15 protein-coding genes are annotated in these 18268 nt (G+C 33.3%); 5 read left to right on the top strand and 10 right to left on the bottom strand.

Going from position 1 to position 18268, the window contains the following annotated elements; genetic code table 11:
* Positions 1 to 190: 190 nt before the first annotated feature.
* The 5 genes from thrS to ACRHNM_RS14875 all read left to right on the top strand — a co-directional run bounded on the left by thrS (position 191) and on the right by ACRHNM_RS14875 (position 6841).
* A complete protein-coding gene (gene thrS, locus ACRHNM_RS14895) occupies positions 191 to 2134 on the top strand; it encodes a threonine--tRNA ligase (protein WP_431137444.1) in 1944 nt (647 codons plus the stop codon).
* Between the two features lie 88 nt (positions 2135 to 2222).
* Entirely contained in the window at positions 2223 to 2717 is a 495-nt protein-coding gene (infC, locus tag ACRHNM_RS14890) for a translation initiation factor IF-3 (protein ID WP_431137447.1), read from the top strand.
* Between the two features lie 56 nt (positions 2718 to 2773).
* Entirely contained in the window at positions 2774 to 2971 is a 198-nt protein-coding gene (gene rpmI, locus ACRHNM_RS14885; RefSeq protein WP_019388182.1) for a 50S ribosomal protein L35, read from the top strand.
* Between the two features lie 105 nt (positions 2972 to 3076).
* Positions 3077 to 3421, top strand: coding sequence for a 50S ribosomal protein L20 (gene rplT / locus ACRHNM_RS14880; protein WP_040250654.1), 345 nt, complete (start codon positions 3077 to 3079; stop codon positions 3419 to 3421).
* A 162-nt stretch (positions 3422 to 3583) separates the two neighbouring features.
* Positions 3584 to 6841 (top strand): amidohydrolase family protein, encoded by a 3258-nt coding sequence (locus ACRHNM_RS14875; protein ID WP_431137443.1) that lies wholly within the window; start codon positions 3584 to 3586, stop codon positions 6839 to 6841.
* A gap of 18 nt (positions 6842 to 6859) precedes the next feature.
* Here the strand turns inward: ACRHNM_RS14875 and ACRHNM_RS14870 are convergent, their stop codons facing one another.
* The 10 genes from ACRHNM_RS14870 to tgt form a co-directional block, all read right to left on the bottom strand.
* Positions 6860 to 7945, bottom strand: a complete 1086-nt coding sequence (locus ACRHNM_RS14870) for an adenylate/guanylate cyclase domain-containing protein (RefSeq protein ID WP_431137442.1) — start codon at positions 7943 to 7945, stop codon at positions 6860 to 6862.
* Between the two features lie 80 nt (positions 7946 to 8025).
* The gene (locus ACRHNM_RS14865) at positions 8026 to 9210 is read right to left on the bottom strand and encodes an asparagine synthetase B (RefSeq protein WP_431137446.1); all 1185 of its coding nucleotides are present in this window, start codon (positions 9208 to 9210) and stop codon (positions 8026 to 8028) included.
* Between the two features lie 155 nt (positions 9211 to 9365).
* Positions 9366 to 10097, bottom strand: coding sequence for a sulfotransferase family protein (locus ACRHNM_RS14860; RefSeq protein ID WP_431137441.1), 732 nt, complete (start codon positions 10095 to 10097; stop codon positions 9366 to 9368).
* Complete coding sequence (locus ACRHNM_RS14855; protein ID WP_431137440.1) at positions 10087 to 11007, bottom strand: aminotransferase class IV; 921 nt, start codon at positions 11005 to 11007, stop codon at positions 10087 to 10089. The genes ACRHNM_RS14860 and ACRHNM_RS14855 overlap by 11 nt, the downstream gene beginning before the upstream one ends.
* 128 nt (positions 11008 to 11135) lie before the next feature.
* A complete protein-coding gene (locus tag ACRHNM_RS14850; protein ID WP_431137439.1) occupies positions 11136 to 12179 on the bottom strand; it encodes an AI-2E family transporter in 1044 nt (347 codons plus the stop codon).
* Positions 12180 to 12249: 70 nt separating this feature from the next.
* Positions 12250 to 13788, bottom strand: coding sequence for a replicative DNA helicase (gene dnaB, locus ACRHNM_RS14845; RefSeq protein ID WP_431137438.1), 1539 nt, complete (start codon positions 13786 to 13788; stop codon positions 12250 to 12252).
* Positions 13789 to 13954: 166 nt separating this feature from the next.
* A complete protein-coding gene (locus tag ACRHNM_RS14840; RefSeq protein ID WP_431137437.1) occupies positions 13955 to 14908 on the bottom strand; it encodes an acetyl-CoA carboxylase carboxyltransferase subunit alpha in 954 nt (317 codons plus the stop codon).
* A 126-nt stretch (positions 14909 to 15034) separates the two neighbouring features.
* On the bottom strand, positions 15035 to 15949 hold the full coding sequence (locus ACRHNM_RS14835) for a DMT family transporter (RefSeq protein ID WP_431137436.1): 915 nt from the start codon (positions 15947 to 15949) through the stop codon (positions 15035 to 15037).
* Positions 15936 to 17009, bottom strand: a complete 1074-nt coding sequence (locus ACRHNM_RS14830; protein WP_431137435.1) for an LptF/LptG family permease — start codon at positions 17007 to 17009, stop codon at positions 15936 to 15938. Before ACRHNM_RS14830 ends, ACRHNM_RS14835 begins: the two co-directional genes overlap by 14 nt.
* Entirely contained in the window at positions 17009 to 18139 is a 1131-nt protein-coding gene (gene tgt / locus ACRHNM_RS14825; protein ID WP_431137434.1) for a tRNA guanosine(34) transglycosylase Tgt, read from the bottom strand. Before tgt ends, ACRHNM_RS14830 begins: the two co-directional genes overlap by 1 nt.
* Positions 18140 to 18268: the final 129 nt, after the last annotated feature.

Below are 18268 nucleotides of genomic sequence, written 5' to 3'. Positions count from 1 at the left end.
CTTTTTTAATCTTTTTTGAAACTTTTTTTATTAATACTCGCTATACCCTTATTATGAGACGATTGAAGATTATGATTTCATGTTACCCCTAGTTCTCTTTAATATATATGCATTTTTTTTTATCTGTTAACTTATTATTGTATCTAAATATATAAGATGTTATCTTTGCGTTCCTAATTATATTCATTATATGATAAATATTACACTACCTGATGGTACTATAAAAAATTTTGATAAAGGAATAACTCCTATCGAAGTTGCTAAAAATATAAGTGAAGGCTTTGCAAGAAATGTTATTTCAGCAAGCTTCAATAATGAAACTATTGAAACTTCTACTCCATTATTAACAGATGGTTCATTGATACTATATACATGGACAAATGATGAAGGCAAAAAAGCTTTTTGGCATTCAAGTTCCCATGTTTTAGCCCAAGCCCTCGAAGAACTCTATCCAGGTATAAAACTATCTATTGGTCCAGCTATTGAAAATGGTTTTTATTACGATGTTGATTTTGGGGATAATGCGATTTCAGAAAAGGATTTTAAAACCATTGAAAATAAGATGATGGAAATTGCCAGAGGCAAGCACGATTTTAAAATGCGCTCTGTTTCTAAAAATGAAGCACTCTCTTTATACAAATCTCAAAACAATGAATACAAAGTTGAATTGATTGAAAACCTTGAGGATGGCACAATCACTTTCTGCGACCATTCTACATTTACAGATTTATGCCGTGGAGGACATATTCCTAACACTGGAATTATCAAAGCTGTCAAATTATTATCTGTAGCTGGTGCTTATTGGAGAGGCGATGAAAACAATAAGCAATTGACACGTGTTTACGGAATATCATTTCCTAAACAAAAAGAACTAACTGAGTATTTACACTTATTAGAGGAAGCAAAGAAGCGTGATCATAGAAAACTTGGGAAAGAACTTGAATTATTTACTTTTTCACAAAAAGTAGGTCAAGGTCTTCCTCTATGGCTACCAAAAGGTGCCGCTCTCAGAGAACGTTTAGAAAATTTCTTAAAAAGTGCCCAGAAAAAGGCTGGATATGAAATGGTTGTTACACCGCATATTGGACAAAAAGAACTGTATGTTACATCTGGACACTTTGCTAAATATGGTGAAGATAGTTTTCAACCTATAAACACTCCTGCTGAAGGTGAAGAATTCTTATTAAAACCTATGAATTGCCCTCATCACTGTGAAATCTATAACACAAGACCATTTTCTTATAAAGAACTACCTAAACGATATGCAGAATTTGGCACAGTATACAGATATGAACAAAGTGGTGAATTACATGGTTTAACCCGAGTTAGAGGATTTACTCAAGATGACGCTCATATTTTCTGTACTCCTGACCAATTGGATAAAGAATTTAAAGATGTTATCGATCTTGTTTTATATGTTTTTGGCTCATTAGGTTTTGAAAATTTCAAGGCTCAGGTATCTTTGAGAGATCCTGAAAATCCTGAAAAATACATAGGTAGTGACGAAAACTGGAAAAAAGCTGAAAATGCCATTTTAAATGCTGCTATAGATAAAGGTTTGGATTATGTTGTTGAAACTGGTGAAGCAGCTTTCTACGGACCAAAATTAGATTTCATGGTAAAAGATGCGTTAGGCAGAAACTGGCAATTAGGAACAATTCAAGTCGATTACAACCTGCCTGAACGATTTGATTTAACTTATAAAGGTAGTGATAATGAGCTTCACAGACCAGTTATGATACATCGTGCACCTTTTGGAAGCATGGAACGTTTTATCGCTATTTTACTTGAACATACAGGTGGAAATTTCCCTATATGGCTTATGCCAACCCAAGCAATTATATTATCAATTAGCGAGAAATATGAAAAATACGCCGAAAAAGTTTTAAATTTGCTAGAAAATAACGAAATTCGCGCCCTCGTTGATAACAGAAATGAAACTATAGGTAAGAAAATTCGGGAAGCTGAAATGAATAAAACCCCTTTTATGATTATTATTGGTGAGAACGAAGAAAATGAAAATAAAATTTCTGTTCGTCAACATGGTGGTGAAGATTTAGGCATGATTAGTGTAGATGAATTTTCAGAAATTGTTGATAGTGAAATAAAAAAGACATTAAAAACATTTAAATAAAATAATTAAGTTTAACTAAAATATATAAGCCATAGCAATACGAAGAAGAAATTACTCCAAGCGAGTAGTAAAAGAAGATCAACACAAAATTAACTCTAAAATTAGAGCTGAGAAGGTACGCCTTGTTGGTGACAATGTAGAAGTTGGAATTTATTCTACTAAAGAAGCACTTGCCATTGCAGATGAACAAGGGTTTGATTTGGTTGAAATATCTCCTAAAGCTGATCCTCCAGTATGTAAAGTCATGGACTATAAGAAGTTTCTTTACGAACAGAAGAAACGTGAAAAAGCTCTGAAAGCAAAAGCTTCGAAAGTGACAATAAAAGAAATTCGTTTCGGTCCTCAAACTGATGATCATGACTACGAATTTAAAAAGAAACACGCTGAGAAGTTTTTAAGAGATGGAGCTAAATTGAAAGCTTTTGTTTTCTTTAAAGGTCGCTCAATTGTTTTTAAAGAACAAGGCCAAATCTTATTATTAAGATTAGCTCAAGATCTTGAAGACTTAGGAAAAGTAGAACAAATGCCAAGATTAGAAGGTAAGCGTATGACCATGTTCATTGCGCCAAAAAAAGCAAAATAAGCTGAAAAGTTCAGCTATTAAGATAATAAGCGAAACGTAAATAAAACTAGGAAACAATGCCTAAAATGAAAACCAAATCAAGTGCTAAGAAACGTTTTAAACTCACTGGCACTGGTAAAATTAAAAGAAAGCACGCTTTTAAGAGTCATATTTTGACAAAAAAATCGAAAAAGCGTAAGCTGGCTTTAACTCATGACACTTTGGTTCACAAAGCAGATGAGGACAATATTAAAACAATGTTACGTTTAAAGTAAGATCGTTTTAATCGGTTAAAACAAATTATAAACCCTGGAGTTAGGCAAAACAATTTAGCAAGTGTCAATATTTGACCGCCTACTACAAAAAAAACAATTTAAGAAATGCCAAGATCAGTAAATTCAGTAGCGAAAAGAGCCAGAAGAAAAAAGGTTCTTAAGCAAGCAAAAGGTTACTTCGGAAGACGTAAAAACGTTTGGACAGTAGCAAAAAATGCGGTTGATAAAGCGATGCAATATTCGTACAGAGACCGTAGAGTAAAAAAGAGAACATTCCGTTCATTATGGATTATGCGTATCAACGCAGGTGCCAGACAACATGGAATGAGCTATTCAAAATTTATGGGAAAACTTAAAGCTAATAATATCGAATTGAACCGTAAAGTTCTTGCAGATTTAGCGATGAATAACCCAGAAGCTTTTGAAGCAATAGTAAACAAAGTTAAGTAAGGCGTTCGCCTAAATAATAATAACAATTCGCTTATAAAAACCGATTCATTTCTGAATCGGTTTTTTTATATTTATTCCACAATGAATTAGAATTTCACAATTCAAATTAACTGTTCTTTTCATTATTTATAATTAACTTACAGGTTTATTAAAATTTATTTCATGAAGCACATTCAACTCATTACAACCCTTTTTCTACTCATTACTTTTAGCTCATTTAGTCAAGACAAATCTGAAGAAACATCTTGGGACGTATCCAATCCTGAAGGTAACTGGAACTTTAAAGAATTGAAATTATCTACAAACGAAGGAACCTGGATGAACCTCGATGTGAGTCCTGATGGGAAATCAATCGTTTTTGATCTCTTAGGCGATATCTATAAATTAGATATTAATGGCGGAAAAGCTAGCGTTTTAAGAGAAGGGCTTGCCTTTGAAATCCAACCACGATTTAGTCCTGATGGAGCATACATTTCATTTACCAGTGATGCTGGTGGAGGAGATAATATCTGGGTTATGAAAAGTGATGGTTCTGATGCAAAACAAGTGACTAAAGAAACATTCAGATTGCTTAATAATGCTGTTTGGACTCCAGACAGCAATTACCTTATTGCTAGAAAACATTTTACTTCTGGTCGCTCACTTGGCGCTGGTGAACTATGGATGTATCATAAAACTGGCGGAAGTGGTATTCAGCTAACAAAAAAGAAAAATGATCAACAGGATGTTAATGAACCCACATTATCTCCTGATGGTAAATATTTATACTATAGCGAAGATGTTTATCCTGGAGGATACTTTCAATATAATAAAGATCCTAATAGCCAAATCTATGTTATTAACCGCTACAACATTGAAACTGGTGAAATCAACAGAGTAACTGGTGGACCTGGAGGAGCAGCCCGTCCACAAATTTCCAGAGATGGAAAACAACTGGCATTTATCAAACGTGTACGTACAAAATCGGTGTTATATATTCATGATTTAGAAACTGGCGAAGAATGGCCTATTTATGATGAACTTAATAAAGATCAACAGGAAGCCTGGGCCATTTTTGGAGTATATACTAACTATAACTGGATGCCAAATAACGAAGATATCATCATCTGGTCTGGAGGAAAAATAAACAAAATCAATAGCAAGACTTTACAGGTATCTAATATTCCTTTTGAAGTGGATGCTACTATTAAAATTGCTGAAGCTATTGAATTTGACACTCCTGTAGCTCCTGAAACTTTTGATGCCAAAGTGATTCGCCATGTCGTAACGTCTCCTGATGAAACATCAATAGTGTTTAATGCCTTAGGTTACTTATATACTCAAAAATTGCCAAACGGAAAAGCGAAACGCCTCACATCTGGAGCCGATTTTGAATTTGAACCTAGCTACTCTCCTAACGGAAAAACCATTACCTATGTGACTTGGAACGATGAAAATTTAGGTGCAATACATACCATACCTGCTTCTGGTGGAAGCTCAACTAAATTGACTTCTGAAAAAGGAATTTATAGAAATCCGTCATACTCCCATAACGGGAAACATATAGTCTACAGAAAAGAAGGAGGCAACAATGAACAAGGCCACACTTTTGATAAAAAGACAGGTTTGTATTTGATGAATGCGGATGGATCAAATCCTAAATTAGTTACAAAAGAAGGTGATTATCCTATGTTTAATAAAGATGACTCTAGGATAATATATCAAAAAGGCGGACAGTTTTTTGGTGAATTGACTAAAGAATTAAAAAGTGTAAATCTCAATGGTTTTAAAGAACGTATTCTTGTGAAATCAAAACATGGAAACATATTGGTTCCAAGTCCTGACGGAAACTGGATTGCATTTGTCCATTTGCACAAAGTATATATGGCTCCAATGCCCAAAGCTGGACAAACTTTAGATTTGACAGATAAAAGCAAGTTTGTTCCAATCACTCAACTTTCAAAAGATGCTGGTATAAATTTACATTGGTCAGAAGATAGTAAAATGATTCACTGGACGTTAGGAAATATGTATTATTCGGCTAAAGCTTCCGAAGACACAGAGCTTATTGAAAATGGCACCAAAATTAATTTAGAAGTAAAAACAGATAAACCTCAAGGTAAAATAGCGCTTAAAGGTGCACGAATTATTACTATGGAAGGTAATGAAGTTATTGAAAATGGTACCATCGTAATTAATAATAACAGGATTGAAGCTATAGGTAAGACTTCAGAAATCTCAATACCTTCTAACGCTAAAGTTTATGATGTAACAGGGAAAACAATTATGCCTGGAATGGTTGATGCTCATGCGCATATTGGTGGTTTTCGTTATGGATTAACAACTCAAAAGCACTGGCAGTTTTATGCTAATCTTGCTTTTGGTGTCACTACAGCACATGATCCTTCGGCACATTCTGAAACTGTTTTTGCACTTTCCGAATTACAAAAAAACGGAACGCTCGTTGGTCCTCGTCTCTACTCTACAGGTTTTATTCTATATGGTGCTGATGGCGATTTTAAAGCAGTAATCAATAATCTTGAAGATGCGCGTTCATCAATTAGAAGGACCAAAGCATTTGGTGCGTTGTCTGTTAAAAGTTATAATCAGCCAAGACGTGAGCAAAGACAACAGGTTCTGCAAGCTGCACGTGAAGAAGGTATCTTTGTAGTTCCTGAAGGTGGATCTACATTTTATCACAACATCACCATGGTTATAGATGGACATACAGGTGTTGAACACAATATTCCTGTAGCTCCAGTATATAAAGATGTATTAGAACTTTGGGGACATAGCAATGTAGGTTATACGCCTACTCTTATTGTGAATTATGGTGGGATAAATGGCGAAATGTATTGGTATCAAAATACCAATGTTTGGGAAAATGAAAAACTTCTGAAATATACACCCAGAGGCATTATCGATTCACGTTCAAGACATCGTATTATGATTCCTGATGAAGAATATAAAAATGGGCATATTCTTGTTTCAGAAACAATGAAATCTTTAAGCGATGCAGGTGTTAAGGTCAATCTTGGTGCTCACGGACAATTACAAGGTCTTGGCGCACACTGGGAGTTATGGATGCTTCAGCAAGGTGGATTATCAAATCATGACGCATTAAAAGCAGCCACTATTAATGGTGCAAATTATATTGGAGCCGGAAATGATATTGGATCTCTTAAAGTAGGGAAACTAGCCGATTTAATTGTCATGGATAAAAATCCGTTAGAAGATATTAGACACTCTGAAAGTATCATTTATACCATGATTAATGGCAGAATGTACGACACTGAAACCATGAATGAAATTGGTAATCATCCCAAAGAACGTGGCAAATTCTATTGGGAAAACAACAAATATAATCAAGCTTTTCAGTGGCATGAAAACACACAGAGTTTTACCAGAGGAACATGTGGATGTCATGTAGGTTCTCATTAAAATAGTCAGTAAAGAAAACTATGATTGATGGCTAAGTTGAATAGCATGCAATTTTAAAGTTTCTGTTTTCCCTTCTAAGAGTTCCTCTCCAAGAGGTAAAGACTTAAATTTAGGTGTCAACTTAAGGTTATGCAATAGGTCTTCAGAAATTAATAATGATTCTTGATACTCATTACATTGTTCTTGTATTCGGGAGGTTGTATTGATGACGTCTCCATGGTAAGCAAGTTCTTTTTTTACTGTACCAACTTCGGTAATTATTATTTTACCGGAATGAAGTCCTGCCTTGAATTCTGGTATTACTCCATATTTTTTTATAAAATACCTGGAATTCTTTTTGAGTTTTCGATCGTATTCGAAAAACAAATTAAGACAATTTAACTTGTTTACCCCTTTTTTTAAATGCCATGTTAAAACAGCTTCATCTCCTACGTATTGATAAATTTCTGCATCATATTTTCCAACAATCCTATTTAAATAGTAAAAACAATCCTGTATGAAGCGACTATAGCTTAAATGTCCTAATTCCTCAGCTATGGTTGTTGATGATTTTAAATCAATAAACATCAAAATACGTTCTACTTCACGAGGTTTTCTATAGCGACCAATAATCATGTTGAGAATCACTCCCTTACCAAATTTATCGTTAGTTAATCTCATAAAAGAGAAAATTAATGAGCAAAGCACAAAATAGAGTGCTACAATCCAGAATATTTTATTGGAAATCCACCAGCCTCTCTGATTTGGAAAATCGACTTTTATATAAGCTTCAGCCAAGTAAGCGATGAGCGTTAAAGAAAATATTAAAAATATAAAATAAATTAAAAATTTGAAAAGTAATATAAAACCGAGATGCAATATTTTGGAAAGAAATTTATCAAAAAGGAACTCTATAATAGCATATACTGAACCTACCATTACTCCCAATATCAATCCAAAAACTAAATATTCAGAAGCGGTTGTAATCTCATTCAACTGAACCGTAGAAACCTGCTCATGATTTCTACCATAATAACGTATTAGAATAAAAAAACAGAATGCAAACGACCAGAAAGCAATCGAATAAATTAAAAGCTTAAAAAATTGTTTGAGTACGAATTTCAATTTTTTTGATTTATTTTAGTTATGCCAAGCTTATTACCTCATTCATGTGAAAATTTCAACCTTTAATATCAAATAACGAATTATGTCTTTTGCTTTTTCTTTTTAGCTGCAGGAAACAACACATTATTCAAAATTAAACGATATCCTGGAGATGTTGGATGCAAATCTAATTCGGTTTTTGGATCTCCAACTTTATGAGTATAATCTTCAGGATCGTGACCTCCATAAAATGTAAAGAACCCTTTTCCTTTAATACCATGAATGTATTTTGCTTCGCCATTGGTTTTATTCTCTCCCATGACCAGAACATTAGATTTTATTTCATCTCTTGTGAATGACGTTGTTTGTCCCATAAATCCCTTAACCAATGCTGTATGATTTTGACATAACATCGATGGAATTGGATCCCATTTTGCTGAAAATTCCATTAAAGAAAAATAATCTGTCGTTGGAGGAATTCGGCGCTTTTGGGTCATATCTATTGATGAAAATTCATACACATTAGGATTACGCTCTAATAAAAAATCTTTAAAGGCAAATGTTCTGTTATAATCTATCTTACTTTGATAACTAGGGTCACTTCCATCACCATCAAACATGGGTTCACAAATATCTACACCTTCAGCAGACAATGCAATATCAAAACTATCAGTAGCGCTGCACATAGCAAACATGAAGCCTCCTCCAACAACATAATCGCGTATTTTTTTTGCGACAGCTAATTTTTCTTGTGATACTTTGTCATAACCCAGCTTCAGTGCTAATGTTTCAGCTTCTTTTTTTTCTTGAATATACCAGGATGCCGATTTGTAGGCTCTGTAAAATTTACCATATTGTCCTGTAAAATCTTCATGATGTAAGTGTAGCCAATCAAATAACAACAACCCATCATTCAGTACTTCTTCATCATAAATGGTTTCATATGGAATTTCAGCATACGTTAATACCATTGTTACAGCATCATCCCAAGGTTGTAATCCGCTTGGTGAATAGACTGCAATTTTAGGAGCTTTTTCCAAAACTACTGCTTCCATGTTTTGCGACGGACTAGCAATTATATCGAGAATCTCTTCAGCTTTAGAATTAGAAATTACTTCAAAACTTACACCTCGAATGGTACATTCACGACGAATTTCTTCAGAATCAGGTAATAAGAATGAGCCTCCTTTATAGTTTAATAACCATTTTACTTTTGCTTGTTTTTCAAGTGTCCAATACGTTACACCATAAGCTTTTAAATGATTTTGCTGACCTTCTGAATCCATTGGAATTAGAATGTAAGACGCATAACTATTAAAAGCTATACATAAAAATACGATAAGGGCAAATGTCTTCTTCATAATCGAAAGATACTTAAAAATTATTCCCAAACTAAATGCTTTAATATAGTTTTAGGTTTTTTAGTTAAAACGATGCTTTTTTAAGATAACGCTAACTGTGATAATTGATTGTAGTAAGGCATGCATTCGTTCAATAGCGGAATTAAATGCTCAGGAAAGGGATCTGTTTTTGGTTTATAAGATGAAAATTTAGAAGATTTATGAACATTTTCATACCAATATTCTGCCCAAACACCATCTTCTTCTAGCTTTTGAGGCTGCCACTCTAACATATTTTTATCAAAAGGGATGTCAACATGATGACACAATTGTTTAAGAACATGTTCAGGATTTGACAAGACCTTTTTTGCATCTAAAACAACATACTTGATATTTTTTTCTTCAAAATAGTCAACCAAATCCATATGTAACTTATAGCCAACATCATTCATCGTTGGATGTGCTATCACTTTAGCAAATGAAGGTAACATTTCCTCAGGATTTCGAGTGAGAATAACATTGTAAATATTAGTCATAAAACTCCTATCTAAATCCAGAAGGTGATGCGTCATGTTTTTAAAAAATAAAACTGGTTTTTCAGAATAATTAAGCATCATGTTCACGACTTTATCACCATCATTGTCCATGGTTTTTAAAATAGTTTTTGCGCCAGGATGATAGTTTTTTGCGTTAGTATTCCTAAGGTAATAGGCATATAAAGGTTCGTCAAACACTTTCGTGTCTTTTCTTTGTGCGAAACTATACATCAATGCAGTTGAAATATTTCTTGGACCAGACCACAATGAAATTCTCTTAATTAAATTACTTTTCATTGCTAACAGCTTCTTTAATTAAATCCTTATAAAATCCTGAAAGTGCTCTGGTTATATCTCCATAAGTCTGTTCTCCTATTCGCCTTCCATCAATTTTTGTCACTGGTGTTAATCCACCAAATGTTCCGGTTACAAAAGCTTCATCTGCTCCATACACATCAAATAGCGAAAAGTTTTTTTGATGACAAACAATTCCATTTCTAAGACAGGCTTCAATCACTTTAGCTCTCGTAATACCATTCATACAATATTGACCAGTTGATGTCCAAACCTCTCCGTTTTTAACGATAAAAAAGTTTGTTGCATTACAAGTAGACACAAAACCATTCACATCGAGCATTAAAGCTTCATCTGCTCCTGCTTCAATGGCTTGAATGAGCGCCTGAACTTCATGGAGTTTGCTATGGCAATTCAATCTTGGATCGAGATAATCTGGAGAACCTCTTCTAATCGTACTTGTAAATAACGTGATTCCTTTGTTTTTACTGTCTTCGGAAGCTTTTTTATATTCAGGAATGATTACAATATTAGGTCCGGAAATCGTTAATCTTGGATCTTGAGAAGGTGTTTTTTTGATGCCTCTGGTAATCATTATTCTAACATGGACATCATCTGTCATATCATTTTTTTTGAGAACGCTCCATATGGTATGTATTAATTCATCTTTAGTAAATGGTAATTGCATACCAACCGTTGCAGCAGACATCCATAGACGTTCCAGATGATCATCAAGAAACACCAAAACACCTTGATGTAAGCGTAAGGCCTCCCAAATACCATCACCTACCAGATAACCACTATCAAACACAGATATTTTTGCATCTTCTCTATTAAAGAATTCGCCATTGATATAAATCTTTATGTTTTTATTTCTGTCGTCTGCAACAGCATTATGTGTTCCGTGAACCATGTGAAATGAATTAGATATGATTCTGAAAGATAAGAAAAAGATATATAGGCTTACATAACTTTAAAACGATACGATTCTTTTAAAGTTTACATATAGAGTCTTCTGGGAAAGCATATCAAAGGGAATGTTTATTTAAGTGGCTTTATAGAACGTTCAGGTCCAGACAAGAGAGAGGCAATTACCTTGGTGCCTGGAAATTGTTCTAAAATAATTTTAATAAACACTGTAATTGGAATGGCCATAATTAAACCTGGAATTCCCCAAATAAAACCCCAAAGCATCAACATAATAAGTACTGTAATTACATTTATTGAAAAAGATTTTCCCATAAATATAGGTTCTAGAATTGCTCCAAATATAACTTGTACACCAGTAATCGATAAAATAAAGAAAAATAAGGTGCTTGTTGGATCTAATTCAACAAAGGCAAAAATGGATAGAAGTATCACTGAAATGAATGAGCCGACCATTTGAACAAAATTGATTAAAAACGCAAAAAGTCCCCAAAAAATAGGAAAGCTTACATCAAAAAACACACAAGCCAATCCTGTAAAAACACCTGTTAATAAGCTGACTAAAAACTTTACTTTAATAAATGTGATTAAGTCTTTTTCTATTTTCATAAATGCCTTTATAGACGTGTGTTTTCGTTTTAAAATGGTGTTGTTCATCACCTTATGCATATTGATAGATTCTGATAGCCATAAGATGGTAAAAAAGGTAATCATCAATATATTTGTTAGAAATTTTCTAATAAAATCAAATGTAGATCCTATATTTTCTTTCTGAAAAAATTGAGCAAAAAGGTTACTATCTGTGTCATAAATAATTCCAAATTTATTCTGCAAGTACAGCATTAAATCATTGATTTTTATTTCAGCTTTACCAAAGAAACCTGTGTTGTTCGATAAAATTTGTCGGCTAGACAATTGAACCAGTTCCACACCAATAAAAACACCAATAGCGATAAGAGAAATCACAATAATTATACTTACTAACCTAGGTACATTTCTCCTACCTAACCAACGCATTAAAGGTAAAAATAGTAATGCGATGAACATTGATGAAATAAGAGGAATAAATATAAAAGACAGAAGCTTTAGTAAGTAGAATACCAAAGGAATTACTATAAATAATAAGAGTGTATTAGTGGTACGTCTTTCTTCTAACATGAGGCAATTATTTAGTCTTGATGAACTAACAAATTTAAGTTAATTAGTTAATATTCTTCCCTAAAAAATCTTAAAAAGGCACATCATTGTCATCTTCTTCTGGTGCATCGAAAGCATCTGAAGGTGATGGAAAATGATCTGTTTTAAACGTATCGTCATTTGCGGCAGCATTCATTTTAGAATGAAACTCACCAAAAGGTGTATCAAAATCATCAAGATTATCAAACTTACCTAAGTGACCGATAAATTTCAATCTGATATTTTCTAAACCACCATTTCTATGTTTGGCGACAATAAATTCACCTTGACCTTCGGTTGGAGAGCGATCGTCATCGTCCCATTCATCAATTTTATAGTACTCTGGTCTGTAAATAAAACTTACAATATCGGCATCTTGCTCAATGGCTCCAGATTCACGTAAATCTGACAACAACGGTCGTTTGCTTCCTCCTCGAGTTTCAACAGCACGTGATAACTGAGATAAAGCAATCACAGGAATAGATAATTCTTTAGCCAATGCTTTTAGATTACGGGAAATGGTTGATATTTCTTGTTCTCGATTTCCTCCTTTTTGACTTCCACCTGCTGTCATTAACTGCAAGTAATCAATCATAATCATTTTAATACCATATTGAGATGCCAGACGACGTGCTTTTGCTCTTAAGTCAAAAATTGATAATGAAGGCGTATCATCAATAAATAAAGGTGCTTTTTCTAAGGTTTTTACTTTAACATTTAATTGTTCCCATTCGTGCTTTTCTAATTTACCAGTTCTTAATTTTTCTGAAGACAGGTTCGTTTCAGAAGAAATCAAACGCGTTATTAATTGCACTGAAGACATTTCTAAAGAGAAAAATGCCACAGGAATATTACTATCAACAGCAATATTTCTCGCCATTGTTAATGTTAATGCTGTTTTACCCATACCAGGACGAGCTGCAATAATGATTAAGTCACTCGGTTGCCATCCAGAAGTTAATTTGTCGAGTTTGGTAAATCCTGTTGGAATACCACTCATTCCTTCTTTATTAGAAATCTCTTCTATTTTCTTTTTGGCCTGAATCACTAAACTTTGAGCCGTTTCGGTAGATTTTTTAACGTTCCCTTGAGTTACTTCGTAAAGTTTTGCTTCAGCGTTGTCTAACAAATCAAAAACATCTTTAGTTTCATCGTAAGCTTCTTCTATAATTTCATTTGAAATTTTAATCAAACTACGTTGAATATACTTTTGAAGAATGATACGAGCATGGAATTCAATATGAGCTGAAGACGACACACGTTGGGTTAAAGAAATAAGATAAAAATCACCACCAATCAAATCTAATTTTGCGTCTTTCTTAAGTTGGCTCGAAACGGTTAATAAATCGATAGGTTCACTGTTTTCAAATAATTTGAAAATTGCTTCGAAGATAATTTTATGAGCTTCCTTGTAAAAAGCTTCGGCACTTAAGATGTCAATAACCTCATCGACACCTTTCTTGTCAATCATCATTGCGCCAAGCACAACTTCCTCTAAATCAATAGCTTGAGGAGGTATTTTTCCTTTTTCTAAGCTAATAATTGTGCTTTTATCGACTTTATAGCCTTGTATTGGGTTGGGTTGCTTCATAACTGCGAATGTAAAACAATTGAGACCTAAAACTGAATTTACGAAATTTTCAATCTTAACAGGTCATCAACAATTTAACTGTTAATAACTTGTATATATTGTTAATAGTGATAAAAAAAACCGAAACTTATGGTTTCAGTTTTTTCAATCCTTTATGTTATAAGGATTAACCTTTAAAAACTCCCATGGATAAGTATTTGTCCATACGTTGAGTTACCAAATCTTTTGGTGATAAGTTTTTAAGTTCTTCATAATTTGATTCAATAGCTTTCTTAACTGCCAAAAAAGTAGCTTCTCGATCAGAATGTGCTCCACCTAAAGGCTCCTTGATAATACCATCGACAACCTTTAATTTTTTAGCATCAGTAGCTGTCAATTTTAAAGCTTCAGCGGCTTGTTCTTTCTGATCCCAACTTCTCCATAATATGGAAGAACAATTTTCAGGAGATATTACAGAATACCATGCATTCTCTAACATTAAAACACGATCTCCAACACCAATACCTAATGCTCCACCTGAAGCTCCTTCACCAATAACGATGGCTATTATAGGTACTTTAAGACGAGACATTTCCAATATGTTTCTGGCAATTGCTTCTCCTTGTCCGCGTTCTTCAGCTTCCAAACCAGGATAAGCTCCAGGAGTATCGATTAAAGTGACGATTGGGATTCCAAATTTTTCAGCAGATTTCATTAAGCGTAAAGCTTTGCGATATCCTTCAGGATTAGACATTCCAAAATTTCTGTACTGTCTTGTTTTGGTGTTATATCCTTTTTGTTGCCCTACAAACATGTAAGTTTGGTCTCCTATTTTGCCTAAACCACCAATCATAGCTTTATCATCTTTAACATTTCTATCGCCATGAAGCTCTAAAAATGAATCTCCACAAAGTGCTTTGATGTGATCTAAAGTGTAAGGTCTGTCGGGATGACGTGACAGTTGTACACGTTGCCAAGCTGTAAGATTTTTATAAATATCCTTTTTGGTTTGAGCTAGTTTTTTTTCAATCTTTTTACATGTTTCAGTAACATCAACTTCACTTTCTTCACCAATGATTTGACATTTTTCTAGTTGCTCCTGCAATTCTTTTATAGGAAGTTCAAATTCTAAATATTCCATTTAAACAATTGTTTAATTTTAGTTAGCATACAAAACTACATATTTTTTCTATTGTAGGCATGCGAAAGGTAAGCTCGATTTTCTCGTTTAACAAAAATAATGAATATCATCATACCAAGACAAACTTTAATCAGTTTTATCAAGTATTGAAGGTGCTTTATTTTTGCGTTTGATATTTTTCAATAAAGCATCCATAAGTACTGTTCCTAATATTAAAATAGCGCCATAATAAAACTGAGTACTCATGATTTCTTTTTCAGGAAATAATAATATAGCCAAAATAATGCCATAAATTGGTTCTAAATTATAGGTTAAGATTACAGTATAAGGACTAATTAACCGCATGACATCTACCGATCCTATAAAGGCATAAGCGGTACAAACTGAAGCTAATATTAAAAGATAAATCCAATCTGAACTACTGAGGTTAAAAAATTCTAAACTAAAACCATCTTGAAATATGAAAATAAAAAGCGTTAAGAATACCACACCACTTATAAATTCATAAAATGAAATAACTGTAGCTTGATGAACTTCAATAAACCGACCATTAATCACAGCAAATAACGTTGAAAACAATGCTGAAATTATTCCTAAAACAATTCCATTTATATACTTGATTTCACTTTGTGTAATTAAAAACACTCCAACAATGACAATGATTCCAAAAATAATTTCATACCAAATAATTCTTCGTTTATAGATTAATGGTTCAATAAACGAAGCAAAAAAAGCTCCTGTAGAAAACATTGCCAGAGTAATCGATACGTTAGATTGATTAATGGCTTCAAAAAAGGTAATCCAATGCAAAGCAATGATTATTCCTGCTCCAAAAAACTTAAGTTTCGTTTTAGTATCTACTCTAATTTTTAGTTTAATAATCTTAATGTATCCATACATTAAAACACCAGCAATTAACATTCGGTACCATACCAGAGCTGTAGAACCTATAGAAATTAATTCTCCTAAAATAGCAGTAAAGCCAGCAATGAAGACTAAAAAATGAAGGTGAAGGTAATTCTTGGTTTTAGCGTTTGGCATTATACAGAAGATATAATGCTAATATACCAAAAACCACATTAGGAAACCATACAGCAATTATTGGAGAGAAATCAGATTGTTCTGCCAGCACACCAAATACTTTATCAAAAAAAACATAAATCATTGCAGCTGTAATCCCAAAGGCTAAATTGACTCCCATTCCTCCTCTTCTTTTTACGGAAGATACAGCAACAGCGATAATCGTTAGAATAAACACAGAAACTGGCAAACTCCATTTCTTATACTTTACAACTTCATAACGACCAATATTTGAAGAGCCTCTTTGTTTTTCTTTTTCAATAAACCTATCAAGTTCTCCATACTGAAGGGTTTCTGCTATGTATTCAACAGGTGTTAAGTCATCTACATCAAATGGGAACAACGTATCTTTTCTTCTGGTGGTTTCAATGATATCACCATGCTTACCTACAAATCTTTTTTCATAATTGCTAAGTCTGTAAATAGAATCTACATACGTAATTGAGTTTGCTGAAATTTTATAGATTAATTTATTGCCTTCAAAATGTTCAAGTGTAAAATGGTTGCCTCGTTTTGAGTTCAAATCAAAACTACTTACATAAATAAATTCGTTATCATTGATCTGTCTGTAAATATTCTGAGTCTGAACAATATTCGAATTATTTTTTAAATATTTATACTTAAAAGTATTAAACCCTTTACTTGCTTTTGGTGCCAGGTACAATCCCAGTAATAAAGCAAAAGCAGACACTATTGTTGCACCTATAATGTATGGTCTTAAAAAACGTGTAAAAGATACTCCTGAGCTTAAAAATGCTACAATTTCTGTATTGTTGGCTAGCTTAGAGGTAAACCAGATTACAGATAAAAATAAAAATACTGGGAATAATAAATTTGCAAAATAAATTGTAAAATCTAAATAATATTGCGCGACTGCTGGAAACGGAACATTGTGCTCTAAAATGCCTCCTATTTTTTCAGCTAAATTCACTGTAATTCCAATTGGAATAAACAGCAACAACATCATTAAAAATGTGAACAAATAGCGTTTTAATATGTACCAATCCAGTATTTTTAACATTACAAGCGTTTATCCATTTGTTTTACCATTTTATCTTTCCATTCTCTAAAATCTCCTGCTAAGATATGTTTTCTAGCTTCTCTTACCAACCACATGTAAAATCCGAGATTGTGTATGGTTGCTATTTGCTTTCCTAATAATTCATTTACAGTAAACAAATGTCTCAAATATGCTTTGCTATATTCTGTATCTACAAAAGTGATTCCCATCTCATCGATAGGTGAAAAATCATCAGCCCATTTCAGGTTTTTAATATTAATTGAACCATGCGCTGTAAATAACATCCCATTTCTGGCATTACGTGTAGGCATGACGCAGTCAAACATATCAACACCTAGAGCTATATTTTCCAAAATATTTATTGGAGTTCCAACTCCCATTAAATAGCGAGGCTTATCCCAAGGTAAAATATCACAAACCACATCTGTCATGGCATACATTTCTTCAGCAGGTTCACCAACAGATAAACCACCTATAGCATTTCCCTGAGCTCCTGCATTTGCAATATATTCTGCAGACTGCTGTCTTAAATCTTTATATGTACTTCCTTGAACAATAGGAAAAAATGTTTGCTCATAATCATACGTAAAAGGTGTTTTTTCTAAATGCTTTAAACAACGTTCTAACCAGCGATGTGTCATATGCATGGATCTTTTTGCATAGTTATAATCACATGGGTAAGGTGTACATTCGTCAAAAGCCATTATAATATCTGCTCCAATACTACGTTGAATTTCCATAACATTTTCAGGAGTAAACACATGATAACTACCATCAATATGTGATTTAAACTTTACACCTTCTTCCTTGATTTTACGGTTTGCAGATAACGAATACACTTGATATCCTCCAGAATCGGTCAAAATATTTCTGTCCCAATTCATAAACTTATGTAAACCTCCAGCTTTCTCTAAAATTGCTGTTTGTGGTCTAAGGTACAGATGATAAGTATTTCCAAGTATGATATCTGGATTGATGTCATTTTTAAGTTCCCTCTGGTGAACACCTTTAACTGATGCCACAGTTCCGACAGGCATAAATATTGGTGTCTCAATCTGACCATGATCTGTGGTTAATACTCCAGCTCTGGCCTTACTTTGAGGATCGTTTGCTTTTAGTTCAAAATTCATAAAATAGGTGAATCAGTGAGCAAAGATAATTATCTAGATGTATTATGGTCTTAAACATTTAATAAAATTATACTTCGGAAAACTTAAAAATCTAATTCTATATTTTCATTGCAATTTAAATTGTTAGCA

The organism is Psychroserpens mesophilus, assembly GCF_050617655.1.
Classification (GTDB): domain Bacteria; phylum Bacteroidota; class Bacteroidia; order Flavobacteriales; family Flavobacteriaceae; genus Psychroserpens; species Psychroserpens mesophilus_A.
This window is presented reverse-complemented; position numbering and strand designations above follow the sequence as displayed.

Coding starts and splice junctions, on each gene's coding strand:
- ACRHNM_RS14855 (WP_431137440.1), bottom strand. CDS start 11,007: ATGGTTCACGGAACACATAATGCTGTTGCAGACGACAGAAATAAAAAC.
- rpmI (WP_019388182.1), top strand. CDS start 2,774: ATGCCTAAAATGAAAACCAAATCAAGTGCTAAGAAACGTTTTAAACTC.
- thrS (WP_431137444.1), top strand. CDS start 191: ATGATAAATATTACACTACCTGATGGTACTATAAAAAATTTTGATAAA.
- ACRHNM_RS14875 (WP_431137443.1), top strand. CDS start 3,584: ATGAAGCACATTCAACTCATTACAACCCTTTTTCTACTCATTACTTTT.
- ACRHNM_RS14850 (WP_431137439.1), bottom strand. CDS start 12,179: ATGTTAGAAGAAAGACGTACCACTAATACACTCTTATTATTTATAGTA.
- ACRHNM_RS14860 (WP_431137441.1), bottom strand. CDS start 10,097: ATGAAAAGTAATTTAATTAAGAGAATTTCATTGTGGTCTGGTCCAAGA.
- ACRHNM_RS14865 (WP_431137446.1), bottom strand. CDS start 9,210: ATGGATTCAGAAGGTCAGCAAAATCATTTAAAAGCTTATGGTGTAACG.
- ACRHNM_RS14835 (WP_431137436.1), bottom strand. CDS start 15,949: ATGCCAAACGCTAAAACCAAGAATTACCTTCACCTTCATTTTTTAGTC.
- tgt (WP_431137434.1), bottom strand. CDS start 18,139: ATGAATTTTGAACTAAAAGCAAACGATCCTCAAAGTAAGGCCAGAGCT.
- ACRHNM_RS14840 (WP_431137437.1), bottom strand. CDS start 14,908: ATGGAATATTTAGAATTTGAACTTCCTATAAAAGAATTGCAGGAGCAA.
- rplT (WP_040250654.1), top strand. CDS start 3,077: ATGCCAAGATCAGTAAATTCAGTAGCGAAAAGAGCCAGAAGAAAAAAG.
- dnaB (WP_431137438.1), bottom strand. CDS start 13,788: ATGAAGCAACCCAACCCAATACAAGGCTATAAAGTCGATAAAAGCACA.
- ACRHNM_RS14830 (WP_431137435.1), bottom strand. CDS start 17,009: ATGTTAAAAATACTGGATTGGTACATATTAAAACGCTATTTGTTCACA.